This is a genomic window from Parafrankia sp. EAN1pec, assembly GCF_000018005.1.
Lineage (GTDB): Bacteria > Actinomycetota > Actinomycetes > Frankiales > Frankiaceae > Parafrankia > Parafrankia soli.
This window is the reverse complement of sequence record NC_009921.1, coordinates 7,054,360-7,077,572: the sequence shown is the minus strand read 5'-3', so window position 1 is coordinate 7,077,572 and position 23,213 is coordinate 7,054,360. Positions and strand designations below refer to the sequence as shown.

The 23,213-nt window shown below is 71.4% G+C and carries 23 protein-coding genes and 2 pseudogenes; 16 read left to right on the top strand and 9 right to left on the bottom strand.

Translation table 11 applies throughout. From position 1 onward, the window contains the following. Positions 1-340: 340 nt before the first annotated feature. The 6 genes from FRANEAN1_RS28850 (at position 341) to FRANEAN1_RS28825 (ending at position 7,471) form a co-directional block, all read left to right on the top strand. Positions 341-1,117 (top strand): SAF domain-containing protein, encoded by a 777-nt coding sequence (locus FRANEAN1_RS28850; RefSeq protein WP_020463280.1) that lies wholly within the window; start codon positions 341-343, stop codon positions 1,115-1,117. Beyond that, positions 1,114-2,436 carry a chromosome partitioning protein gene (locus FRANEAN1_RS28845; RefSeq protein ID WP_020463279.1) on the top strand — a complete coding sequence of 441 codons (1,323 nt, stop codon included), beginning with the start codon at positions 1,114-1,116 and terminating at the stop codon, positions 2,434-2,436. The genes FRANEAN1_RS28850 and FRANEAN1_RS28845 overlap by 4 nt, the downstream gene beginning before the upstream one ends. A gap of 551 nt (positions 2,437-2,987) precedes the next feature. Next, positions 2,988-3,485 (top strand): transcriptional regulator, encoded by a 498-nt coding sequence (locus FRANEAN1_RS28840; RefSeq protein ID WP_020463278.1) that lies wholly within the window; start codon positions 2,988-2,990, stop codon positions 3,483-3,485. A gap of 194 nt (positions 3,486-3,679) precedes the next feature. Beyond that, positions 3,680-4,915, top strand: a complete 1,236-nt coding sequence (locus FRANEAN1_RS28835) for a patatin-like phospholipase family protein (protein WP_020463277.1) — start codon at positions 3,680-3,682, stop codon at positions 4,913-4,915. A 23-nt stretch (positions 4,916-4,938) separates the two neighbouring features. Continuing rightward, on the top strand, positions 4,939-5,430 hold the full coding sequence (locus tag FRANEAN1_RS28830) for a hypothetical protein (protein WP_020463276.1): 492 nt from the start codon (positions 4,939-4,941) through the stop codon (positions 5,428-5,430). A 433-nt stretch (positions 5,431-5,863) separates the two neighbouring features. Continuing rightward, entirely contained in the window at positions 5,864-7,471 is a 1,608-nt protein-coding gene (locus FRANEAN1_RS28825; protein WP_020463275.1) for a hypothetical protein, read from the top strand. 75 nt (positions 7,472-7,546) lie between these two features. Here the strand turns inward: FRANEAN1_RS28825 and FRANEAN1_RS28820 are convergent, their stop codons facing one another. Beyond that, complete coding sequence (locus tag FRANEAN1_RS28820; RefSeq protein ID WP_020463274.1) at positions 7,547-9,187, bottom strand: PAS domain-containing protein; 1,641 nt, start codon at positions 9,185-9,187, stop codon at positions 7,547-7,549. Between the two features lie 658 nt (positions 9,188-9,845). Here FRANEAN1_RS28820 and FRANEAN1_RS28815 point away from each other — a divergent pair. The 6 genes from FRANEAN1_RS28815 to FRANEAN1_RS28790 all read left to right on the top strand — a co-directional run bounded on the left by FRANEAN1_RS28815 (position 9,846) and on the right by FRANEAN1_RS28790 (position 14,327). Further along, on the top strand, positions 9,846-11,132 hold the full coding sequence (locus tag FRANEAN1_RS28815) for an ATPase, T2SS/T4P/T4SS family (RefSeq protein ID WP_041256628.1): 1,287 nt from the start codon (positions 9,846-9,848) through the stop codon (positions 11,130-11,132). Next, the gene (locus FRANEAN1_RS28810; RefSeq protein ID WP_020463272.1) at positions 11,132-11,992 is read left to right on the top strand and encodes a type II secretion system F family protein; all 861 of its coding nucleotides are present in this window, start codon (positions 11,132-11,134) and stop codon (positions 11,990-11,992) included. The genes FRANEAN1_RS28815 and FRANEAN1_RS28810 overlap by 1 nt, the downstream gene beginning before the upstream one ends. A 46-nt stretch (positions 11,993-12,038) precedes the next feature. Then, positions 12,039-13,055, top strand: a complete 1,017-nt coding sequence (locus FRANEAN1_RS28805; protein ID WP_020463271.1) for a type II secretion system F family protein — start codon at positions 12,039-12,041, stop codon at positions 13,053-13,055. Between the two features lie 49 nt (positions 13,056-13,104). Next, positions 13,105-13,350, top strand: coding sequence for a hypothetical protein (locus tag FRANEAN1_RS28800; RefSeq protein ID WP_020463270.1), 246 nt, complete (start codon positions 13,105-13,107; stop codon positions 13,348-13,350). A gap of 114 nt (positions 13,351-13,464) precedes the next feature. Then, positions 13,465-13,821 (top strand): TadE/TadG family type IV pilus assembly protein, encoded by a 357-nt coding sequence (locus FRANEAN1_RS28795; protein WP_049796050.1) that lies wholly within the window; start codon positions 13,465-13,467, stop codon positions 13,819-13,821. Between the two features lie 65 nt (positions 13,822-13,886). Continuing rightward, the gene (locus tag FRANEAN1_RS28790) at positions 13,887-14,327 is read left to right on the top strand and encodes a hypothetical protein (RefSeq protein ID WP_041256627.1); all 441 of its coding nucleotides are present in this window, start codon (positions 13,887-13,889) and stop codon (positions 14,325-14,327) included. Between the two features lie 163 nt (positions 14,328-14,490). Here FRANEAN1_RS28790 and FRANEAN1_RS28785 read toward each other — a convergent pair whose 3' ends face one another. Beyond that, positions 14,491-14,805 (bottom strand): helix-turn-helix transcriptional regulator, encoded by a 315-nt coding sequence (locus FRANEAN1_RS28785; protein WP_020463267.1) that lies wholly within the window; start codon positions 14,803-14,805, stop codon positions 14,491-14,493. Beyond that, entirely contained in the window at positions 14,802-15,197 is a 396-nt protein-coding gene (locus tag FRANEAN1_RS28780) for a type II toxin-antitoxin system RelE/ParE family toxin (protein ID WP_041254891.1), read from the bottom strand. Before FRANEAN1_RS28780 ends, FRANEAN1_RS28785 begins: the two co-directional genes overlap by 4 nt. Before the next feature lie 202 nt (positions 15,198-15,399). Between FRANEAN1_RS28780 and FRANEAN1_RS41630 the strand changes: the two genes are divergently transcribed. Beyond that, positions 15,400-15,591, top strand: coding sequence for a hypothetical protein (locus FRANEAN1_RS41630; RefSeq protein WP_157472827.1), 192 nt, complete (start codon positions 15,400-15,402; stop codon positions 15,589-15,591). 60 nt (positions 15,592-15,651) lie between these two features. Here FRANEAN1_RS41630 and FRANEAN1_RS28775 read toward each other — a convergent pair whose 3' ends face one another. Beyond that, entirely contained in the window at positions 15,652-16,302 is a 651-nt protein-coding gene (locus FRANEAN1_RS28775; protein WP_020463265.1) for a TetR/AcrR family transcriptional regulator, read from the bottom strand. Positions 16,303-16,454: 152 nt separating this feature from the next. Between FRANEAN1_RS28775 and FRANEAN1_RS44145 the strand changes: the two genes are divergently transcribed. From FRANEAN1_RS44145 to FRANEAN1_RS28765, 3 genes and pseudogenes are all read left to right on the top strand, one after another. Continuing rightward, the gene (locus tag FRANEAN1_RS44145) at positions 16,455-16,583 is read left to right on the top strand and encodes a hypothetical protein (protein ID WP_347176800.1); all 129 of its coding nucleotides are present in this window, start codon (positions 16,455-16,457) and stop codon (positions 16,581-16,583) included. Between the two features lie 241 nt (positions 16,584-16,824). Beyond that, positions 16,825-17,717: pseudogene (locus FRANEAN1_RS44140) on the top strand (virginiamycin B lyase). Between the two features lie 265 nt (positions 17,718-17,982). Further along, complete coding sequence (locus FRANEAN1_RS28765) at positions 17,983-18,696, top strand: hypothetical protein (RefSeq protein WP_020463263.1); 714 nt, start codon at positions 17,983-17,985, stop codon at positions 18,694-18,696. Between the two features lie 366 nt (positions 18,697-19,062). Here FRANEAN1_RS28765 and FRANEAN1_RS28760 read toward each other — a convergent pair whose 3' ends face one another. The 5 genes and pseudogenes from FRANEAN1_RS28760 to FRANEAN1_RS39725 all read right to left on the bottom strand — a co-directional run bounded on the left by FRANEAN1_RS28760 (position 19,063) and on the right by FRANEAN1_RS39725 (position 23,140). Beyond that, positions 19,063-19,467 (bottom strand): YchJ family protein, encoded by a 405-nt coding sequence (locus FRANEAN1_RS28760; protein WP_020463262.1) that lies wholly within the window; start codon positions 19,465-19,467, stop codon positions 19,063-19,065. Positions 19,468-19,842: 375 nt separating this feature from the next. Beyond that, on the bottom strand, positions 19,843-21,066 hold the full coding sequence (locus FRANEAN1_RS28755; RefSeq protein ID WP_020463261.1) for a glycosyltransferase: 1,224 nt from the start codon (positions 21,064-21,066) through the stop codon (positions 19,843-19,845). A gap of 306 nt (positions 21,067-21,372) precedes the next feature. Next, positions 21,373-21,939 (bottom strand): dihydrofolate reductase family protein, encoded by a 567-nt coding sequence (locus tag FRANEAN1_RS28750; RefSeq protein ID WP_020463260.1) that lies wholly within the window; start codon positions 21,937-21,939, stop codon positions 21,373-21,375. A gap of 207 nt (positions 21,940-22,146) precedes the next feature. Beyond that, positions 22,147-22,380 carry a hypothetical protein gene (locus FRANEAN1_RS28745; RefSeq protein ID WP_041254890.1) on the bottom strand — a complete coding sequence of 78 codons (234 nt, stop codon included), beginning with the start codon at positions 22,378-22,380 and terminating at the stop codon, positions 22,147-22,149. 471 nt (positions 22,381-22,851) lie between these two features. Next, positions 22,852-23,140: pseudogene (locus tag FRANEAN1_RS39725) on the bottom strand (hypothetical protein). Between the last annotated feature and the right edge of the window lie 73 nt (positions 23,141-23,213).

Genomic DNA, 23,213 nt, shown 5'->3' with positions numbered 1-23,213 from the left:
GGCCGGCAACCGGTAACCGGCCGCCAGGCCCAGACGCGCGTGGCCGGCGGGCGACCTCACGCGGCCGGCCGGCGACCTCCTTATGCCCGTCGCCGCCGCCGCGCATCGCCGGGGCCCAGCCAGGCGTCCTATGTGGGGAAAGGCCGTAACGCGGCGACGGTGACGGCTTGATGCTGTATCACCGTTTCGACTGGGTTCGGGATCGTCGGCCACGTACGCTCTGCGACCGGGGTGTGTTCTTCGGTGGCCGTCATAGGACGTCACCGGCACGGCACATGCCGCCGCCGGTGAGGACGACCGTTGGTGAAGATCGCCGCGGGCGAGGAGTGAGGAGGGCCCGGTGACCGAGCTGACCGTCGCGCCGGCGCGACCGGAGCCGACCCCGCCGGTGCCGCCGTCACCCCCGGCGCGCAGGCTCGGGCGCCGCCGCTGGCGCGACTCGCGGCTGCTGATCGGCGTCCTGCTGGTGCTGGTGTCCGTCGTCGCCGGCGCGCGCCTGTTCGCGACCGCGGACCGGACCAGGCAGTGGGTGGTCGCCGCCGCCGACCTGCCGGCCGGCCACATCGTCGTCGACAGCGACCTGACCACGGCCACAGCCCACCTGGACGGCGCGATGTCGGACCGCTACTACCCCGGTGACCGCCGCAGCGAACTCCTGGGCGCCACCCTGGCCCGTCCGGTCAGCTCGGGCGAGCTCCTGAGCGGCGCCGACTTCGCCGGCGAGGGCGCCGCCGCGACCAGGCTCGTCCCGGTGATCGTCAAGGCCGGGCGGGTCCCCGACCTGTCCCCCGGCGATCACGTGGACGTCTTCGTGTACCAGCCGGGAGCCGCCGCGCCGCCCGAGACAGGCGGCGACCCGGCGCAGCCCGCGCAGGAGGGGCAGGCCGTGGCCGGCGCGGGCGTCGAGATCCAGGTGCTGCACGACGTCGAGTTCGTCGCACAGGACAGGCTCAACAGCGGCGACCGGTCGCTGTCCCTGCGGGTTCCGGTGGATGACGCCATCCGGGCGGTGGCGGCGTCGCAGAGCGAGCGGGTCGACGTCGTGAAGCTGGAGCGGGACGCCCGCGGCGAGGTCGGATCGGGCGGCCCGTCCTCCGCTCCGGGGTACGGTCGGTGAGCCTGCCGATCCTGACCGCCGTCACCGACTCGGTGGTCGAGGCCGGCCTCGTCTCGGCGTTCGACCGTCGTGATCTCGGTGTGACGGTCGTCCGCCGGTGTGTCGACCTGCCCGATCTGCTCGCCGCCGCGACGACCGGGGCCGCCCGGGCCGCCCTGCTGTCGGCCGATCTGCGCCGCCTCGACAGGGACGCCCTGGTGCGGCTGGCGGCGTCCGGTGTGGCCGTCGTGGGCCTGATCGCGCCGGGGGACGAGGACGCCGACCGCCGGCTGCGCCAGCTCGGCGTCGTCGCGGTGATCCCGGCGGACGCGACCGCGGAGGCGGTGGCGGGTGCGGTCGTGGAGGCGTCGCGCGCGCTGGCCGACCTCGCCGGTCCGCCCGCGCTGCCCGCGGCGTTCAGCGAGCCGCTGATGGGTTTCGACCCACTCGCCCCGGCGGTGCCGGCGGCCGACCAGACCGAGGCCGGCGAGCCCGGTGAGGGCCGGGTGCTCGCGGTCTGGGGGCCGGTGGGCTCGCCGGGGCGCACGACGATCGCGCTGGGCCTGGCCGCCGAGCTCGCCGCTCTCGGCACCCCGACCCTGCTCATCGACGCGGATTCGTACGGCGGCTCGGTCGGCCAGCACGTCGGGCTGCTCGAGGAGGCGCCGGGCCTCGCGGCAGCCGCGCGCTCGGCGAACCAGGGCCTGCTGGACGTCCCTCGCCTGGCGGTGCTGTGTCGGGATCTCGGCGGCGGTCTGCGGGTGCTGCCGGGTATCTCGCGGCCGTCCCGCTGGCCGGAGCTGCGTCCCGCCTCCATCGAGACGGTGCTGGCGCTGTCGCGCCGGCTCGCGTCGTTCGTGATCGTCGACTGCGGCTTCTGCCTGGAGACGGACGAGGAGCTGTCGTTCGACACGGCCGCGCCGCGGCGCAACGGCGCCACACTGGCCGTGCTCGGCGCGGCCGACTCGGTGCTCGCCGTCGCGTCCGCGGAGCCGGTCGGGCTGGTTCGCTTCGTCCGTGGGCTGTCGGAGCTGCGGGAGGTGGTTCCGCACGTCGATCCGCTGATCGTGGTCAACAAGCTGCGGGGCTCGGTGGTGGGCGGTGACCCGCGTCGTGAGGTGTCGCGGGCGATGGCCCGGCACACCGGCCGCGAGCCGGTGGCGCTCGTCCCCTACGATCTGGCGGGCCTGGACGCGGCAGCCGCGTCCGGTCAGCTCCTGCGCGACATCGCCCCGGCATCGCCGGCCCGGCTTGCGGTGCGGGATCTGGCCGCGCTCCTGGCAGGGGTGTCCGGTTCGGGGCGGCGCCGGCGCTCCGCGCTGCGCCGCGCTCAGCGCTGACCGCCCAGCCCGGTGTGCCTCAGGCCCGGACCACTCGGCCCCGCCCGGCTCCTCGCGTGTCGTCCCGACACGCCCCGACGCGCCGGCCGTGGGCGGTCTCCGGAAGTCGTTCCTCCGGAGTGTGCCTAACTGGCATCACGAATTTCTCAGGTGACATTTGGCCCAGTCCGGGGGATTTCGTCCGTCCAGCTATGGCTGCTATGACATTCGGTGGCCCTCGGCGGCGGCGGTCTGCGCCCGCTGCGGTTACGGGGAGCGATTCGGGGGCATCGAATTGTCGAACGGTTCCCCGCGAGTAGTGGCGAAGCCCTGGCATTGGGTGATAAGGGGGTTGGGAACCACGTCCAACGGTGAGCGACCTGCTGCAAATCGTGCAAATCGTATCCGGCCTGAGTGGCGGACTCGCCGCGATCCGCATCAATGACCTGTCGGATGGTGAACCGTCGCTTTCGGGGACGTTAAGTTAGTGTGTGCGTGTAACGTCGCCACCCAGCTCAGCGTGGTGACGGGGGCACGTCGATGCTCGTTCGAGACGGCTGGGGGTGTGTCGGGTGAGCCGGGAGTACGCGAAGGCCGTGGGTGGTCGCCTGCGGGCAATCCGGATCCAGCAGGGGTTGTCGCTGCAGGGCGTCGAACAGAAGTCGCGCGGTCGGTGGAAGACCGCCGCGGTCGGCTCCTACGAGCGCGGCGACAGAATGATCAGCGTTCATCAGTTGTCGGAGCTTGCCGGTTTCTACGGTGTTCCGGTGTCGGCGCTCCTGCCAAATGAGGATCAGCTGCCGCCGCGGGAACGCAGGCCCCGTACCGTGCTGAATCTGGAGAAGCTCGCCGAGGCGCCGCCCGATTCGTCCGCACTGGTACGCAGATGGGTCGCGCAGATTCAGCGCCAGCGCGACGACTACGCCGGGCATGTGCTGTCGATCCGCGACGGCGACGTCCGGGCCCTGGCCCTGCTGCACGACACGACGCCACAGGAGTTCGCTGAGCGGCTGCGGGCCTGGGGAGTGCTCGAGACCAGCTTCCCCGAGGAGAGCGAGCCGCCGGAGTAGGCATCGCGGCGCCGGCCACGGCATCCCGCGTCGACGCGGGCCGGGGCGGGCTGAGGGTCGGCACAACTGCCGGGCCGGCCTGGTTGTACCTGATGGGGCGCGGACGGCCCGCGCGCGGGAGCGGCGACATCGGTGTCGTACGCGCACCACGACCCGTGTGCGTGGCCGGGTGCACCGCGTCGGGAGGTGACGCAATGCCGAGGAAGCGGGCTTCGCGCAGGGGGCTGGTGCTTGGCGCCGGCGGAGTGCTCGGCTCAGCCTGGATGATCGGCGCACTGTGGGCCGTCGAGTCCGAACAGGCCATCGACGTCCGGGATCACGACCTGGTACTCGGGACATCCGCCGGATCGGTCATCGCGGCGCTGCTCGGCCTGGGGGTCGGCGCGGACGTGATGGTCAATTCCGAGCGTGGGATCTTCGAGCCGGGCTACCCCGTGCTGGACTACCGCGATCTCGGAGCGTCCCTGCCGCCCAGGCCGCGGATGCGGATGGGCTCGCCGCGGCTGCTGACCGCGACCGCTCTGCATCCCCGCCAAGCGACGCCGATGGTCGCGCTGGCGGCGCTGCTCCCGCAGGGCCGTGGCCAGATCGCCGCGATCGGTGATCTCGTGGCCGAGGCGGCTGCCCGGATCGAGCATCCGCTGGACGCGCTGGCCGCCAAGCGCTCGGCCGCGGTGCCCCTCGGCGCGCGCCGGGGACGTCAGCCCGCCTCGTTGGCGGCGAACGGCTGGCCGCGGTCCCCCCGGCTGCGTGTCGTCGCGATGGACTTCGACTCGGGCGGCAGGGTGCTCTTCGGCTCCCCGGACGCGCCGCGGGCGGCCCTGCCCGACTCGGTGATGGCCTCGTGCGCCATCCCCGGCTGGTACGCGCCGATCAAGATCGCCGGCCGGCGCTTCGTGGACGGCGGCACCAGATCACCGGCGTCCCTGGACCTGCTGGTCGAGGAGGAACTGGACGAGGTGCTCGTGCTCGCGCCGGCCTGCTCCTTCGACAGTGACCGCCCGCGTGGCGCCATCGCCCGGGTGGAGCGGCAGATGCGTCGGGCCGCGACGCGACGGCTGGCCCGCGAGATCGAGCTGCTGGAGGCCGCCGGCACCCGGGTGACAGCGCTGTGCCCGGGTCCGGAGGATCTAGAAGTGATCGGCGGGAACGTCATGGACCTGACACGCCGCGCGGAGGTGTTCGAGACCTCGCTGCGAACCTCGGCCGCCGCCCTGCGAACCGCGCTCGGCACCGACACGCGCCCCACCCGTCCCATCCGCGCCACGCGGGCGGCGGGAACAGCGACGGCGGGAACAACGGCTGGCCCGGGTGACTCCGGTGCCACCGCGAGCGGTCCGGGACGTCGCGCCGGTGGCCGGGAGGCACTTGGCCGCGCGGCGGCGACCACCGCCGCGGACCAGAAGGCGGACCTCGGTCTGGTCGGCTGACAGCGGGTTGCCACACTGGGCACATGCGTGTCTACCTTCCCTCAACGCTGACGGCCGCCCGCGCGGTGCTGCACGAGCGGAAGGTGCCACCCGGCATGGCGTTCGCGGTCACTCCCGCCGTGCGGGAGTGGTACAGCCAGTCCGACGTCGAGGAGATGGAGTTCGCGGCGCTGCAGGACGCGGCCCGGGCGAGCCTGCGGCTGCTCGACGCCGACCCCGAGTCGCCGCCGCGGCGTTTCGTCTTCGCCGCGGACGTCGACGAGCGGCTGGTGCGTGTTCGCGACGACCTGGATCGAGGCGCGGTCGAGGTCCTCGAGTCGGTGCCGCTGGCCGCCGTCCGGGCCGTTCACTCCGACGACCCGTCGGACGCCGAGGCCCAGGCCGCGGTGCGGGCCGCCGTCGCGGCCGTGCTGGAGGCCGACCTCGGCAGCGACGACGCGGCCTTCGTCGTCGACGGCGCGGAGGGGTTCGAGCTCCTCTGGTTCGCGACGCAGGAGCTGCCGGACCTGCTCTGACCGGGCCCGCGGGCCCGCGTACGCCCAACACCCACGTCGGACGTCGTTGCGGGACGAGCCGGAGCCGGCGTGATGACAATCAGGCAACAATCAAGAGGCGATTTTTGTTGTTGGATTGATGTAAAAAAGATGAGTTGACGAGATCTGTTGGTCGAACGTTGTCGTAAGCGGGTGACGAGGCGGCGGGTCCGAGGCGATTTGTCGTCCTCGCGTTGCTCATGACTCCCCGCGGCGGGCATCGATCAACGCACCGAATAGTGTTGTTGCTGAGCTGGTTGCTCACCCAATAGCTCGTCTTGCGGAGCGTGTGCATGGTCCGGTTTCGGCTGGTCCGTCGCGTGTTCCGCGGCTTCCCCGGGGTCGACGTGGGCGTTCCGTCGTGCGTTCCTTGATCTCGGTGCATCTGTGGCGTGACGTAGGAGGCTGGTGGACCGTGCTCTATCTCGCTGGGCAGATTCTGGTGTTCGTGCTGCTGGCGATGATCGTCGGTGCGGCGCTCGCCTGGGTCTTCCTCGCCGCGCCGGTTCGGCGCCAGCAGGCCGCGCAGGCCCGTGCGGCCAGGGCGGCCCGGGCGCGGGCCGCTCGGGGCGAGTCGGCAGGAGGGGGCGCCACCTCGGCCTCCACCCCCGGTCGATCCGGCGGCGCGCCCGCGCGTGATCCCGGCGTCGACAGCGACCGGGGCGCGCGCCACCCCGACCTCGTTGCAGCCGACCCTGTGACCGAGACAAATACCGGGTTCGGGCAGCCTCTCGACGACGACACCTGGCCGCCGCTGGCGCCCAGGGTCGAACAAGCGGATCTCGCCGACCTGATGGCGCGCCTGGGTGACCAGGAGGAGCGGTGGGGCGCGGAGAAGGCGAGCCTGACAGCCCGGCTCGTCGCCGCGGAACAGCAGGCCCTCGAGTCCGAGCAGCGAGTCGCGGCGGCCGAGTACCAGGTCGCGATCGCGCAGGCGCGGATCGGTGAGATCGAAGCGGCGCTGCACGCGGCACCGGCCGTCGACGCGGGCACCGCCGGCGTCGCCCAGCCGGAGGACGCTCCTGTCACCCCGGACGCAGCCGCACTCGCCGACCACGGTGATGTCACAACTGTCGCCGACCTTGCCCGGGAGACGGTCAGGCTGCGTGAGCAACTGGAGGAGGCGGAGTCGCGCGCGGCCCGGTTCTCCTCCCGGCTCGCCATGGTCCGCACCGACGCGGAGGCGGCGCAGCGGCAGGTCGCGACGATGAGCACCCGCCTTGACCGGCACCAGGCCGAGTGGGCGGCAGAGCGGATCAAGCTCCTCGCCCGGATCGCCGAGGCCGAGGAGACTCGGCCGGCGGCATCGCTCCCCCCGGTATCCGTTGATGAGCCCGAGGCCATCGCAACGGTCGAGCCCGTTCAGGCCGAGAGCGAGACGGACCGGGTCGCGGACGAGCCGAAGGAGGTCTACGCGGTGCATGAGGCGCCGGCCGAGCAGGAACTGACCGAGCAGGAGCCGGTCGAGGTCGAGCCGGTCGAGGTGGAGCCGACCGAGGAGGAGCCGGCATCATCCTCGGTCGAGCTCACCTGGGCCAGGGAGTCGATCGAGGCGGAGCACCTGACCTCCACGGGGCCCGGAGCCTTCGAGGCCGGCCCGCTCGTCCATGTCATCCCGGGGTCCCGTGACGACGACCTCGAACTGATCGGCGCGGCGCTGGTCGGCGCCGCGGCCTCCGCGGGCGTCACCGGGCGCCCGGCGGTGGGCACGCTCGCCGGCGGATGGAACGCGGGTCCCGAGTCGGCGGGCCGGTTCCACCTCTTCGGGGCGTCGTGGGGAGGCCCGGCCGAGCCCGTGCTGTCCACCGACAACCTCAAGGAGATCGTCGGGGTCGGGCCGGTGACCGAGTCGCGGCTGCGGGTCCTGGGCATCACGACGTTCCGCCAGCTGGCCACGATGGGCGACACCGACGTCGACCGGCTGGCGAAGAAGCTGGACGGGTTCGGCGATCGGATCGTCACCGACGACTGGGTCGGTCAGGCGCGTGACCTTCAGGCCCGGCACCACAGCGGCCTGGCCTGAGGCGCCGTTCGCACCGACGCACGGGACGAGTGGGCCCGACGCCCGAGCCCACTCGTCCCGTCAGCTGGCGGCTGGTCAGAGCCCCGAGATGAGGCCCTCGATCTCGGCCTCGACGATGCGCCGATCGGTCACGTCGACGTACAGCCACAGGTGGCCGTGGTAGCCGTTCGGTCCCGCGAGCGGGATGTGGCTGCGTTCGAACACCCTGCCGTCGGCGAACATGACAGCCTCGCGGCGGGTCGTACGGCGCCGACGCAGGAGGGTGTCCAGCCGGCTGGCGAAGCCCGCGGGGTCCTCCACCAGGCCCGGTATCGGGCGCATCTGCGTCCGGCAGTCCGTGCCGACCAGGTCCACCGGCGACTCGGCCAGTTCGAACAGGTCGCAGTACGCCTGGTTCACGGCCACCACCTGGGCGTCCGCGTCCGCGACGAGGACTGCCGAGGGCAGCTCGGCCAGCAGGGTGGTCAGCCAGCGCTCGCGCTCGTGACAGGCGTCGGAGAGCCGCCGGACCTCGGAGAGCGCGCACCCGCACGCACCGTCGCCGCTGGCATGGTGGGCTCCGGGTGGCCTCGCGATCAGGGGCTCCGACCGCTGCGGGGGTGCCGGGCGCCAGAAGGCCTCCGGCGGCCGGCCGCCAGCCTCCGGCGCGCGGCCCGGCACCGGAGGCGGTGGCCCCGGCAGCGCTCCATGCGGGCTGACCGCCGCCCGCCATTCGGCTCCGGGCGGCAGGGCGCCGCCCCGGGCCGACCCCGAACGGGGAACGTACGAGGGAAAGCCCTGTCCGTCAGCGCCGGCCGAGTCAGCACGAGAGGGGTCGGCACCCGCGGGGTCGGCGCCGTCCCGTCCGCCGTTCACCACCGGACCGGTGGAGCCCGGCCCGGTCGACTGGGCCCGCGCCGGGCCGGGCAGCTGCCCGGTGAACGGCGGCTCCGCGAACGGCTGCTCTTTGAACGGGTCCTTGAACGGTGGCTCCGGGAAGGGCCGATCGAACGGCGGGTCCACGAACGGCGGATCGAACTCGGCGGACAGCGGGCGGCGGGGTGCGGGCACCGCCCAGCCTGGCCTGCCGTGGTCGTTGACGCCGTCGGATGGATACCAGAGATCGTCGGTGACCACGTCGAAGCGCTCGAGTTCGTCACGTAGCAGCTCGATGGTTTCCGAGCACAGACTGCCGAGGTCGTCGAGGTCGTCACCGATCGGCGAGTCGATCCCGGCGGTCTCCGGCGCCGCGGAGCCCTGCTCGCCGAGCGCCGACCCGGATCCCCCTTCGAACGCCACCGCGTCCAGACCGTCGGCGGGGATACCCGTGGGAGCGGAGGCGCTGCCGTCCGGCACGGCTGTGAGGGTTCCGGCGAAGCGGCGGTGGCCGTTCTCACCGACGACGGCCGCGGCGCGCAGTATCGCCGGCCGGGCGGATCCGTCTGGCCGGAGCAGCCGGACCTGAACCGTCAACTCGTCACCCTCGGTGACCAGCTGGCGCCACTGGCTGGTGACGGACCGGACGTCCTCCGGATGCACGGCTCGTTCCCAGCCTCGTCCGACCGCCTTGTCCCGGGAAACTCCGGTCAGCACGGACCACTGCCGGTTCACAAAGACGTGCCGGCCTGAGACATCTGCGGTGAATATCCCGACCGGGCAGTTGTTGACAATTCGCCGGAAGACGTCCCATGCGGTTGCGAACATATCGGCGGGGTTCGCGTCGTGGTCGGCGTTCATCGCAGGTCCCGGGAAGGCGTCGGTCGGGGGGCCGGCATCGCGGCCGGTATGGGTGGTGACGATGGAACAGCTGTGCCCGGTGGGCGTTTGGTGGGGCGGGACGTTGGCTGACCGGGCACGTGAATGACCCCCGAGGCAGGCGTCGGCGGCGGTCGGCGACCTGGAAGGTGGTGTGGGGGAGTTCCACCGGTCGGCGCGGACCGCGCGTTGTCGGTTTCCTGTGTGGTGGTGCGACGTACGGGTTTCTGACCGCCGGCAGGTTACCGCTTCGGCGCATCGATGGTGGCGCACGCGGTCGGCGTTTCGGCGCCGATCTGATTTCCGTATCCATTCATCGGGACAGGCCCGCGGCGGTCGCGGGTACCCGCCGGGAGGGGATGGCGGGCCGCCGCGGAGCGGACGCCACCGCCGAGAGCGACACCGAAGATCGATGACAGAGAGTAGTCATCCTCTTGGTGGGTGGTGGGAGCTCGCGCGCTGTGTGGCTGGTAGTGGTCCGACCCGGCGCCGACAGCCGTCCGAGGTTGTGCGAACGTTGTTGCTTGCGTACCTGCTCGGAAGGGTTGATGTCGAGTGACCCGCTTCCTACGCTTCGTAGCTGATGTCCGAAGCGTGGGGGGCTGGCCGCGTGAATATGGAAGAGGAGCGGCGATTCTCCGTGGCGGCAGCACGCGGGAACTGGCCGGACGCGACCTCTCACGTGGAAGGAGAGGTCCGTGAACTGATCCGGCGGCGTTCCCTCGACCCGGAGCGGGAACCCGTCCTCATTCGTCAACTTGTGGACGCGGTTCTCGTCGACTACGAGGAACGTGCGCTCACCAGTGATCTCCCACCCGTCGCCGACCGGGATGCGACCGCTCGTTCGGTTTATGACGCCGTCGCCGGTTTCGGGCCGCTTCAACGCCATCTCGACGATCCGGCCGTGGAGGAGATCTGGATCAACGAGCCGGGCCGGGTGTTCGTCGCGCGGCACGGGCGCAGCGAGCTGACCACCACGATTCTCACCCAGGACCAGGTGCAGGACCTGGTGGAACGCATGTTGAAGTCGTCCGGGCGCCGGGTCGACCTCTCCACCCCGTTCGTCGACGCCATGCTTCCCGATGGCTCCCGCCTGCACGTCGTCATCCCGGACGTCACCCGGGTGCACTGGTCGGTGAACATCCGGAAGTTCGTTCTGTCCGCCGGCAGCCTCGACGAGCTCGTCGCCCTGGGGACGATCACACCGAACGCCGCGATGTTCCTGGAGGCGTCGGTCATCTCCGGCCTCAACGTCATCGTCGCCGGCGGCACCCAGGCCGGGAAGACGACCATGCTCAACTGCCTCGGCTCCGCCATCCCCGCCCGGGAACGGGTGATCAGCGTCGAGGAGGTCTTCGAGCTCCGGCTGCGCGCGCCCGACTGGGTGGCCATGCAGACCCGGCAGGCGAACCTGGAGGGCACCGGGGAGATCCGGCTGCGCCGGCTCATCAAGGAGGCGCTGCGGATGCGCCCGGACCGGATCCTGGTCGGCGAGGTGCGCCAGGAGGAGGCGCTCGACCTGCTCATCGCCCTCAACTCCGGCCTGCCCGGAATGTGTAGCCTGCACGCCAACTCCGCCCGCGAGGCGGTGACCAAGCTGTGCACCCTGCCGCTGCTGGCCGGCGAGAACGTCACCCACTCCTTCGTGGTCCCCACCGTCGCCTCCAGCGTGGACCTGGTCGTTCACCTGTCGAAGGAGGCGGACGGTCGGCGGCGGGTCACCGAGATCGCCGCGCTGCCGGGCCGCACCGAGGGCGACACGGTGGAGGTCGCCCAGATCTTCCGGACCCGCGGCAACATGCTCGTGCGCGCCGACGGGTTCCCGCCCCATCCCGAGCGGTACCTGCGTGCCGGCTTCGACCTGCCGGCGCTGCTCGCTCCCAGCGAGCACGAGCGGGCGTACGCGCAGATCGCGGTCGAGCGCTGATGGGCATCTTCCTCGGCCTGCTGTTCGGCCTCGGCCTCTTCCTGATCGTGGCGAGTGGGCGTCCGCGGGCCGGTGGCGCGCGCGCCGAGGCCTCCTGGGCCCGCAACCTGCGCGAGACACTGGCCCAGGCCGGGATCCGCGGCGTCACCGCGCACCAGTTCGTCCTCATCAGCGCCGCCCTGGGGCTGGTGGCCGGCCTGGTCATCCTGGTCTTCTCCGGCACGTTCTCGCTGGCCGTGGCCTTCGCCGCCTTCGCCTCGGTGCTGCCGCGCCAGCTCGTGCTGCGCCGGCGCCGGGCCCGCATCCACGACCTGCGCGAGCTGTGGCCGGACGTCGTCGACAACCTCGCCAGCGCCGTGCGCGCCGGCATGTCGCTGCCCGAAGGGCTGGCCGCGGTCGGCGTCCGCGGGCCGGCGCCGCTACGCCCGGCGTTCACCCGGTTCGGTGAGGACTACCGCGCGACCGGCTCGTTCTCGACCTGCCTCGACCGGCTTGCCGACGATCTCGCCGACCCCGTCGCGGACCGCATCATCGAGTCGCTGCGGATGGCCCGAGAGGTCGGCGGCACCGACCTCGGCCGCCTGCTGCGCACCCTGTCGGCCTTCCTGCGCGAGGACGCCCGCACCCGCGCGGAGCTGGAGACCCGCCAGGCCTGGACGGTCAACGCCGCCCGCCTCGCGATGGCGGCGCCGTGGATCGTCCTGCTGCTGCTCGCCAGCCGCGGCGAGAACATCCAGGCCTACGACAGCCCCACCGGGGTGCTGGTGCTCCTCGGTGGCGCCGGGGTCTCCGTCCTGGCGTACGTGCTCATGAAGCGGATCGGGCGTCTGCCCGAGGAGGGACGGGTGCTGCGGCCATGAGTGGATCTTCGGGCGGACGGGTGGGCCGGGAGCTGGGGGCGGCTCGGTGAGCACGGTGGCCGCAGGCGCGCTGCTCGGGCTCGTCCTGGGCGTCGGTCTCGTCATCGTGATCTACCGGTCGCCACCCGCGCGGAAGGTGCGGCTGGCCGACCGGCTCGACCCGTACCTGCGCGACACGCCGGTCCCGTCGCGCCTGCTGGCGGATGGCGCCCGGCGCGGCGGGCACTCCGCGTCGGATTCCTCCGGCCCGGCGGGCGGACGTCCCATCATGGCGGGAGGCACGGCGGGGCGGTTCGGGCTCGGAGCGGTGGAGGCGCTGGTCCGACCGTTCGTCGAGGACGCAGCCCGCCGCCTCGACGGTTTCCTCGGCGGCCGGGTGGCCCTCAACCGGCGGCTCGTCCAGGCTGGTGGGCGCACCCCCGTCGAGGAGTTCCGGGTGCAGCAGGTGATCTGCGCGGTCGCCGGTGCCCTGCTCGGCGCCCTCGTCCTGGCGATGCGCACGCTGTTCGGGGTCGGGCCGCCCGCCCTCGTCGGGATCGCGCTGGTGGTCGCCGGCGCCGCCGGCGGGATCCTGGCGCGGGACTGGTGGCTCACCCGGGCGATCCGCGAGCGCGAGGACCGCATGCTCATGGAGTTCCCCACCGTCGCCGAGCTGCTGGCGCTCGCCGTCACCGCGGGGGAGTCCGCGATCGGCGCGCTGGAGCGGGTCAGCCGCCTGACCCACGGCGAGCTGGGCACCGAGCTGCGGCTCGCGCTCGCCGACGCGCACGCGGGCGCCTCGCTCGTGCAGGCCCTGGAGGGCATCGCCACCCGCACGTCACTGCCGCCGCTGGCCAGGTTCGTCGACGGCATGGCCGTCGCGATCGAGCGCGGCACGCCCCTGGCGGACGTCCTGCGGGCGCAGGCGGTGGACGTCCGCGAGGCGGGCAAGCGTCAGCTGCTGGAGGCGGGCGGGCGCAAGGAGATCGCGATGATGATCCCGGTGGTCTTCCTCATCCTGCCGACGACGGTGATCTTCGCCTTCTACCCGGCACTCGTCAGCTTCACGGTGATCGCGCAGTGACCTGCGGCATCAGATCGAGCGGCATCAGATCGAAATGAGGGAGGGGACCATGAGAAAGTTCGGAGCGAGGGCCCGGGACGGCGGCTGGGCCGCGGCACGAGCGGTGTCGCGCTGGGCGGCGCGGCGGGAGCGGCTGGCCCTGCACGGGGCCGACCGCGGGGACGTGCCCGGCTGGGTGATGGTGACCGTCATGACGGCCGCGCTGGTGGTCGCGATCGCCACCCTGGCGACGCCGGCCCTGCAGACGCTGTTCACCTCGGCCATCGAACAGGTGACCGGCATCGCCGGCGACTGAACGATCGCGGCTGTGCGCAGGTGGCCGCCACGGTTCCCGTGGCGCTGGGGCGGGCCGGCCGTCCCGGACGTCCCCGCGGATCGGGTTACCGGTGATGGTGACAGTGGGTCCGCGATCGTCGAGTTCGTCCTGGTCGGGACGCTGCTGCTGATGCTCATCCTGGGCGTCATCCAGGTCGGGCTGGTCCTGCACGTGCGCAACACCCTGGCCGCGGACGCCGCCGAGGGCGCGCGCCACGCCGCCAACCTGGAGGTACCGGCGAGCGAGGGCGGAACCTACGCCCAGCGGCTCATCGCCGAGACGCTCCCCGGCCGCGCGGACACCGTCTGCACGGGGCAGGACGAGACCGGCCCCGGTGACATCCCCCTGGTCCAGGTGACCTGCACGGTCGTGGTGCCGCTCAGCCTCGTCCCACTCGGCGACGGCGTCACCGTGACGGTGACCGGTCACGCGGTGAAGGAGACTCCGTGACGGCCCCACCGACCACTCCTGGTACGGACGCCGCGGAGCCCGCCGACCGTGACCAGGGATCGGCGATGATCGAATTCGTGGGGCTCTCGATCGTGCTTCTCATCCCGTTCGTCTACCTTTTCCTGGCCGTGTTCGCCGTCCAACGCTCGGCCTTCGGCGTGACGCAGGCCGCTCGGGAAGCCGGGCGCGCGTTCGCGACCTCGCAGAGCGAGACGGCGGGCCTCGAACGGGCCCGGCTCGCCGCCCAGCTCGCCTTCGCCGACCAGGGCATCGACGGCGCGCCCGAGGTCAGGTTCGCCCCGCAGGGAGCCGACTGCGGCGCGGGTAACCCGGGCGACGGCGCCGCCACTCTCGAACCAGGCGCCCGCTTCGTCGTGTGCGTCCGCGCGCACGTCGACCTGCCCGGGGTGGGCGCCGTCGCGGGCGGCCTCGCCGACGTAACCGTGAACGGCCAGTTCACCGTGGTGGTGGATGCTTTCCGTGCGGATAGGCGAGAAACCCAGTAGTGCCAGTGCTTTCTGGAGTTCACGGGGTTACGTCTGATCGCGCGGTTTTACGGCGTCCGACGGACTTTTCGTGAATTGTGATCATGGCTGGTTGTGTCAGCTCGCGCGGCCACCCTCGCCGGCCGAGCGTGGCCATCGCGATGTGTAGCCGAGCCGCGGACAGTCAGGCGATCTGGCGGAGATCGTTACCGTAGTCGAAGATGATCCGCAAGCGGGCACCGAGCGCCCGGGCGTACCGGCTCAACGTCGCGACCTCGTTCGCGTCGAGGTCGCCGTTCTCGATCTGGCTCACCCGGCCCGGAGAGACGCCCATCAGCTCGGCCACCTCACGCTGGGTCAACCCCAGCCGCTTGCGTTCCTCGGCCAGATGGAACGCGCTGATCCAGGCCTCGGTGCGCCCGCGCTCGGCTGCCAGCGCCTCGTCGTCGCCGTCATGCAGGTCGGCGCGGATGTCGTCCCAGTCGTGGAACTCGGTCATGAGCTCTCCCGCCGTTTCCTCTCGAAGGCCAGCCATTCGCCGTAGGCAACCTCTGCCGTGGGGATCGCCGTCCTGTACCACCGCGACCAGTCGCCGGCCTTGTTGCCGGCAACCAGCAGCACCGCCTGCGACCACGGGTCGAAGACGAAGATCACACGGATTGCGACGTCACGGCCCGATCTCGGCCGCAGCTCTTTGAGGTTCTTGATTGTCGATCCTTGCAGGGTATCGACGAGGGGCCGCCCGAGTCCGGGACCGATCTCTGCAAGCATGTCGATCGCGATGTTGACCGATCGGTAGGTAGCCGGGTCCGACTGGCGGAGCACATGCAACCACTCCCGCACCTCGGACGTGACCTTGATCCTCCATCGTTGGGGTGGCTCCGTCGACACGGATCAACTATAGCTTGGCCTATACATCAACTCCATGTCGACGCTCCGCGGAGGGCTGCGCTGACAGTCGGGCCGACGGGCGGCCATGGGCACCGGCGGACACCAGTGGACGAATCTCTGCCACTGATGTCGCGGATAGTCGGGTCGAGGGTCTGGCGAGGCTCGCGGGCGCGCCGCGGCGTGATGCCCGTAGGTGCCGCGCATGGCCGATCGGGCGCTGATCTCGACGGGCGAGGCCGCACAGAAAGAAGATCTTTTACATCACGGTAAACTGGCGCGCTTTCGCTCGCGCCGGATCGGTGTCTTTGCAGGTGAGCGCAGCGGAGAACAGGCAATGAACGGCCAGTTCACCGTGGTCGTCGACGTCTACCGCGCCGACTGGTCAGGATCCTGACCAGGGATCTTTCTAGTCTGATGATCTGAGGTGCTGTGGCATAGCGCTTGGGGAGTGGCGCTATTGGGATGCGAAGGCGCCGGCTGTCGCGGCTGTCGCCGCGTCGTGGGCTGCCTGGTCGGGGAGTGCCTGGCTGGCCGGTGTCCGGAGAAGAATCAGCTGGTGGTAAAGCGGGGCGGTGGCGGCTATCAGTAGCCGGTGTGGATCGGTGTCCGCAGGGATCTCCGCGCGGGCGACGGCGTGATCGACTACCGGTCGGCAGCGGGTGTAGCGGTCGGTCCAGAAAGCCTGCAGGGCACGGGCGGCGTCCGGCGAGCGGAAGGATGCGGCGATGAGAGCGGTCGTTATCGGTGGGTCCGCGGTGAGGGCGGCGTAGATTTCGCGGTTGATTGCGGCAAGGTCGCCTTCCAGAGTGCCGGTATCCGGCGGCTGCCAGATGTCGGTGGTGGCCTCGGCGAGGACGTCGGCGAGAAGGCCGCCGACGTCGCGCCATCGCCGGTAGACGGTGGTGCGGTGCACGCCGGACCGGACAGCGATGGTGTCGATGGTGAGGCTGTCGTAGCCGTGTTCGACCAAGTCGGCGCGCACAGCCGCGAGAACCAGCGCCCGGATGCGGGCGCTGCGACCGCCGGGACGCGCGCGAACGCCTGAGGGGTCGGGTAGCGGCGGAGGGTCGTCCGGTGCCGCCGTGCCCGGGTGGCGTGGGGGCATCGCGAAAGTCCTTTGCCTGGCGGGGGTCACCGTGGCACGATCCTATCGCTACACCTGTCGCGATAGGAGACCTGCTGATGATCCGGTGAGGCGCTGATCTGGTCTGACGGCTTGGTGCGGCCGTGCCGCCCGTCTCGCCTCCGAGGACCGCTATGTCCACTCGGCTCACCCTGGACGACGTCGACAAGTCCCACGACCACCGCCTGGTAGTGCGGGCCGCGTCCTGCGCACTGCCGGCCGGGCAGCGGGCCGGGACCATCGGCGAGAACGCGTCCGGGTAAGGGAACCGTGCTGCGCCTTCTCGCCGGATGTGAGCGTCCGGACGAGGGCCGGTGGTCGTGCGCGCCGATGCCGGGGTCGGCTACCTCTCCCTCGTCAGCCATGACCGCGCGTTGCGCATTCGATGGCATGGCGCATACCTCGCCCTGGCGCCGACCCCGCGTTCCCGAGGGCACGGAGAACAGGATCATGATCATGCCTTTTTCGTCGAGGAGACCCGTGATTCCCCACCATGGAAGCGCCATGATCCACGAAATGCGGATAGCAGGCCCTGATGCTGGCCCCTACGACCTGACTCTCGGACCCGACGGGGCGCTGTGGGTCACGATGGTCCACGCCGGGCAGATCGCGCGGCTGGCCCGAGACGGCCACCTCGACTCCTACCAGCTAACCCCGGCCTCCTGCGGACCGTCGATTATCACCGAGGGTCCGGACGGCGCTATGTGGTTCACCCGCAACGGCGACCACCAGATCGGAAGGATCGCCCTCGACGGCGAGACTACGTCCTTCCCCGTTCCCATCCTGGACAGCGGGCCCTTCGGCATCACGACCGGCCCGGACGGCGCCCTGTGGTTCACCGAGATGAACAGCGACCGGATCGGGCGCATCACCACCGACGGCGCGATCACCGAGTACCCGCTCCCGCAACCCAGGCCCTGCCGGCGGCGATCACCGCCGGAGTCGACCAGGCCGTCTGGTTCACCCTCAACCAGGCGAACGCGATCGGCCGCATCACCCCTTCCGGGCAGATCACGCTTCACCCGCTGCCCACCCCGGGTGCCGCCCCGGTCGGGATCTGTGGGACCGCCGACGGCGCAATCTGGTTCGTCGAGATCGCCGCCGGTCAGATCGGCCGGATCCGAACCGATGGACGGATCGAGGAGTTCTCCCTTCCCGACCGGGACGCCCGGCCCCACGCGATCATCGCCGACCCGACCGCCGGCGTCTGCTGGTTCTCCGCGTGGGCCGCGGGCCGGATCGGCCACATCACCCCGGACGGAAAGATCGACGAATACGATCTGCCGACACCATCAAGCGAGCCGCACGGCCTCACCGTCGCCGGGGACGGCACTGTCCATGTTGCCCTCGAAACCGGCGGCCTCGCGCGCTTGGAGCGGGCTGCCGTCGACCCCTGAAAACTGACCCCTGTCGACTACGGCCACAGTGGACCAAAGATCGACTACGCCACGGTGAACTGGCGCGGTTACGTTCACGCCTGACGTGTGTCTCCGCAGGTCAGCACAGCGAAAAACGTGAAATGAACGGCCAGTTCACCGTGGCCATCGACGCCTACCGGGCTGATCGTTCAGGCGGCTGAGGGGTGGTCCGAACCCGGGAGTGCCTCTCCGCAGGGGCGGTGATCCGGGGTGAGACGGGGGTGAGAACTGTCAACGGTCCAGGATGAGACGGGCGTGGACGTCAGCCGGGCGGCGAGCGGTGGTCGAGGAGGCCGAGGTGGCGGTGGATCGGGCGGGCACGCCACTGGTCTGGTACGTCAGTTATGGGTCGAACCTGCGGTCGTCGCGGCTGGCCTACTACCTGGCGGGTGGGACGATGCCGGGCACGACCCACGTCTACCCGGGTTGCCGCGACCGTCGTCCGCCGCGTGCCACCGCGCCGCTCCTGCTGCCGGGATCGGTGTACTTCGCCCTGGAGTCGAAGGTCTGGGGTGGTGGGATGGCGTTCTACGACCCGGCGGTGCCCGGTCTGGCAGCGGCCCGCGCGTACCTGCTCAGCCGCCAGCAGTTCGTCGACATCGCGGCGCAGGAGATGCACCGGGAACCCGGCGGCGACCTCGATCTGACCGCCCTGCTCGGCGCCGGCCGGGCCGTTCTCGGGCCCGGCCGGTACGAGACGGTGCTGCTCGTCGGCCACTGGGGTCCGGTGCCGTTGCTGACGTTCACCGCCCCGTGGGCACTGGCTGACGTCGCTCTCACCGCTCCTTCCGGGGCCTACCTGGACACGCTGGCGGCCGGGTTGCGCGAGGCCAACGGCTGGCCGCCGGCGCGGATCGCCGCCTACCTGGCCGGGCTGCCCGGCGCCCACGGTGTCTGGCAGCCCGACGAGATCGCCGGACGTCTCACCACCGCGGACGTGACCGAACCCGCTGGATGATCCTTTCTCGCCAGGGCGTGATATCTGTCAGGAAGACCGCGAGCCCGCGTGCAGCGGCCCGATGTTCTCCAGGTGGAGACGGTCGCCGGACAACGCCGCCGGAAGATCGAAGGCACCACGGTGAACTGGCGCGCTTCCGCTCGCGGCTGATCGGTGTCTTCGCTGCTCAGCACGGCGGAGAACGTGGAATGAACGGCCAGTTCACCGTGGTCATCAATGCTTACCGGGCCGACCGGTCAGGCGTCTGAGCGGTGGTCCTCAGGCGGTCATGCGGCGCCGAACCGGCGCCGCATGACCTCGGCCGATCTCCTTCTCTGAGCGGAGGTGTCTGGTCTTCGATGAGCCGGGCCGGGGACGGCCACAGGATCACCGGTCGCGGACCAGCGGTCCCGTCCCGGCATCCACATAGAGCCAGCGGCCGTCGATCCGCGTGAACGTGCTGCGTTCGTGCTGCACGCGACGCTCGCCGTCCGCCGAGCGCGCGATCGCGCGGAATTCCACGACACCGGTGTCGTCGTCTGGGCCGCCGTTCACGGTGTCGACGATCTGCAGGGCGCGCCAGGTCGTACCGGCGTCCAGGTCGAGGCGATCGGGGCGCGTTGAGGGATGCCAGGTGCGCAGCAGGTACGGCGCGAGGCCGCGGGCGAAGGCGCTGTAGCGGGATCGCATGAGCGCCTCGGCGGTCGGCGCCGGGCTCCCGAGGTGGAAAGGCTCGCAGCACTGCGCGTACTCCCGGTGGGAGCCGCATGGGCACTGGTCGACGACGCTCATGCGGTACGGCGCGGAGTCACGACAGAGCAGGTCAACTCCGCCTGCCGGCCCTCAGGACCCATGCCAGCGCGCCCGCGTGCCTCGGCAACCTTGACGATCCAGGTCGCCGGGTCAGGCGCCGGCCCCGCGGGCTCGGACTCCGGCGAGGTGCCTTGTTCGTGCGCGGGTGACGAGCGCGGCGGCTGATCGGTGTGCGCGGCCGAGAGCAGGCGACCGCACGCATCCACGTGGGCGCCATCATCTCGGTCATGAGGGACCTCCACGAGCACACGACGTGGGCTGAGCTGATGCCGGTCAGGGTATCGCGGTAGCGGTCTCGGCAGTCCACGACGCCCGGCGGGCGTGCGGCGGGACCTGCCGGCTGCTTCGGGGGGTTCACCCGGGCATGGAAGGCCTTTCTCGGCTTGCCGCTTCGAGTAGCAGCGCTGCGGCCACGGTCGCCCCGTCGCTCCGAACCGTGCCGCCCAGGGTCGTCGCGTGTGCGCGGGTCTCGGGGGCCAGAGCGGTGCTGAGCGCGGCGGACAGGGACTCGGTGGTCGGAGTCGGACCGTCGTGTGCCGCGCCGATACCCAGGGCCGCTACCCGGCCAGCCCAGTACAGCTGGTCACCCGCCTGGGGTACCACCACCTGAGGAACGCCTGCCCGAGCGGCCGTCGTCGTCGTACCCGCGCCGCCGTGGTGCACGACAGCGTCCACCCGGCTGAACAGCGCCTGCTGGTTGACCTCGCCGACGACGAGGCAGTCGTCCCCATCGTCGATCAGGGCCAGGCCCGCCCAGCCGCGCCCGACGACTGCCCGGCGGCCCTGCGCGCGGATCGCTTCGATGGCCACCCGGGCGATGTCCGCCGAGACGGTGCGCATGCTGCCGAAGCCGGCGTACACCGGTGGTGGGCCGGCGTCCAGGAACGCCACCAGCTCGGCCGGGAGCGGGCGCTCGTCCGGCAGGATCCACGCCCCGGTGCGTACGACGTCGAGGTCCGCCGTCTCCTGCCACGGGCCGAGGGCGGGATCCGTGGCCAGCCACGGATGGTCGGTGAAGATGAAAGTGCGGACGTCGTCCACCGGCGGCAGACCGACCGAGGCCCGGTGGGCGTTGAGCGCCTCGCCGTGCAGCGCGTTGAAGCTCTGCGCGTTCAGCTCCCACAGCACCCGGTTGTCAGTCACCCCCGGTGGGAACGACTCACCCGGCAGCACCAGCGGCGGCGCGTGATGCGGCGACGGCAGCAGGAACGGGCAGAAGGTCGCGTACACGTAAGGGATGCCCAGCTTCTCGGCCACCGACCGCGACGCGAAGTGCGCCAACCCGGTCGCCAGAAGCGCGTCACATCCCCCGGCGGCCGCGGCGACCGAGTCGAACAGCCCGGCCAGCTCAGACACCCGCCGGGACGCCGCTCCCGCCGATGACGGCCGCACCATCGAGCCCATCGGCGGGCCGACCGGCACCAGCGGCACGCCGACGTCGGCCAGCCGCTGCGCGAACTCCTTGTCGGGCGGTGCGCACATTCGTACCTCCGCGCCGAGCGCCCGCAGCCGTACCGCGAGTCCCACCAGCGGCTCCACGTCCCCGCGTGACCCATACGTCGACAACAACACGCGCATTTCGCGACCCCTGTTTCCGCTGTCTGCGACTTCTGGCCCCGGCCGGCTGTTCTGCGGCGCAACCCGGGTCTTGGCGCAAGCCCCCCGGTGCGCCTGAACGGTCGGTTCACCGTGGTCGTCGATGCCTACCGCGCCGGCCGTTCAGGCGCCGAGCGCGGCGTCTGACAGCCCGCGGGGATGCGCGCGGGCGGACCGGTTCGCGGTGGTGCGCTCTCCGGGCTGATCGGGTCCAGCGAGGGCACGCCTGTGTCGACCTCGGCGTTGTGGCGAAGTTACCAGGCCCGCGTGCCCAGGGGCAGCCGACCTTCAGGCCGGGACCCGACTGGGCTGGTACCGCAGCGCGAGCGCCCCCGACCGGAACTCCTGGTGCTCCACGAGCTTCAGCTCGAGCCGTTCGCTCAGGCCGGCGAACAACGTCGGCCCGTGGCCCGCCAGGATGGGCTGCACGACAAACTCGTACTCATCGATCAATCCCAGATCCGCCAGGGCCAGCGGGAGGGTCACGCCTCCCACGAACAGGCCTCTTCCAGGCTCCTGCTTGAGCTGCTGAACAGCGTTCCTCAGGTCACCCCGCACGAGCTCCGCGTTCCAGTCGACCCGATCCAGGGTGCCCGACACGACGTACTTCTTCGCCCCGTCGATCGTCCGGGCGAAGGGGACCATCCAGTCAGCCATCCAGTCGGGCCACGTTCCCGTCGCCGGCAGCCGCCACGCAGCCTCCATCATCTCGTAGGTCACCCGGCCGAGGAGAAGGGCATCGGCTCGTTCCAGACTGGCGGCCCAATAGCGATGCGACTCGTCGTCCGCGATCCCCACCCGGTGGTCGCAGCAACCGTCGAGGGTGATGTTGATCGAGTATCGGAGCGGTCTCATGGGTTGCTCTCCCTTGCTGCGGTCGCAGGCACCTGGCGGACTGTCATCAGACCGGTGCCGCCGCCGTTTCTCATCGGTCCCCCGTTCGGACCTGCTGGGAGGGCGCGAGGATCCCGCACCCGTAGCGCCGAAGGAGCGACGCCCCGTCCTGCGAGTGCCGCTTGAAGGCGGCCCTGGCGAGGCTGTCGCGTCCCCGTCGCCAGCACGCTACGTGACGAGAGGCCATGAGTGGGCGGCGTCCGCGGCCGCCAGCGGGCAGATCCCGATGGCCGCCCACAGCGGGACGCCGCTGCTCAAGAGCAGCAGGGCGCGGTCGCGGACTCCGCGAGTGCTGGTGTCGTAGGCGGCGAGCACGCCGCGGAGCTGCTCCAGTGCTGCCGGAGGTGACTGCTGCACCGACTGCCCGATGCCGGCGTCTTTCCGGCGGGCGGTACGCAACACCAGCCGCAGCCGCAGCCGCGCGGTGCGGGTGTCGGGCGGGGCGGCGGAAGAAGGCGCCGGTGGATCGCGCTGCGTTCGACCGCGATCGGATCACGTCGACCAGATGTCCGTTCGGCGGGATCCAGTCCCGCGGGCGCGTGCGTGACGCTAGCCTTGAGGCCGCACTCCGTGGATGCGGTCGATGCACGTGACCGCACCGGTACGCCGGCCACCCTTCGCGGTCCCCATCCGCCGGTCATCGGACAGCAGGCAGGGCCAAAGGGGGGCAGGGTGGCTGGCCTACCAGCACTCGCCCCTTCCCGGAGACATAGGCCGCGAACACGCCAATCCGCCAGTTTTCGATCCGACCCGCGGTCCCCGAATACTGCCCTGCACCCCGCGTTCCGCTATCGACGCCTACTGAGAAGATCGGTCAGATGCCTGACCTGCTGCCCGTATTCACGTTGGTGGCGAGTGCTCCGTCGCGGGCGGTCAGGACGTCCGCGTGCCGGTGAGCGTTCCGGATGCCAGGACGTGTCGTGCGAGGGCTGACGGCAGATGTTCGAGGTCGGTGACCTCGGCGAAATCGACGCGGTTGTCGAGGGCGTAGAGGTGGAAGCGGTAGCGGTGCGGCCCGTGGCCGGGTAGCGACCGTGTGAATGCCGGGTGCGGCGTCTGGGGTGTCGAGGTCTTCGATTGCGAGGACCAGGCCCGTCGTCCCGGCGGGAAGGGCGCTCCAGGCGAGGGCGGGCGAGATCTCAGTGCCGACGTCGGCGAGCACGGGCCGGCCGGCGAGCCGTCAGCGGCAGCGTCTGCAGAGACCGGAATTCCGGTCTCTGCCGCGGGGGAGGTTG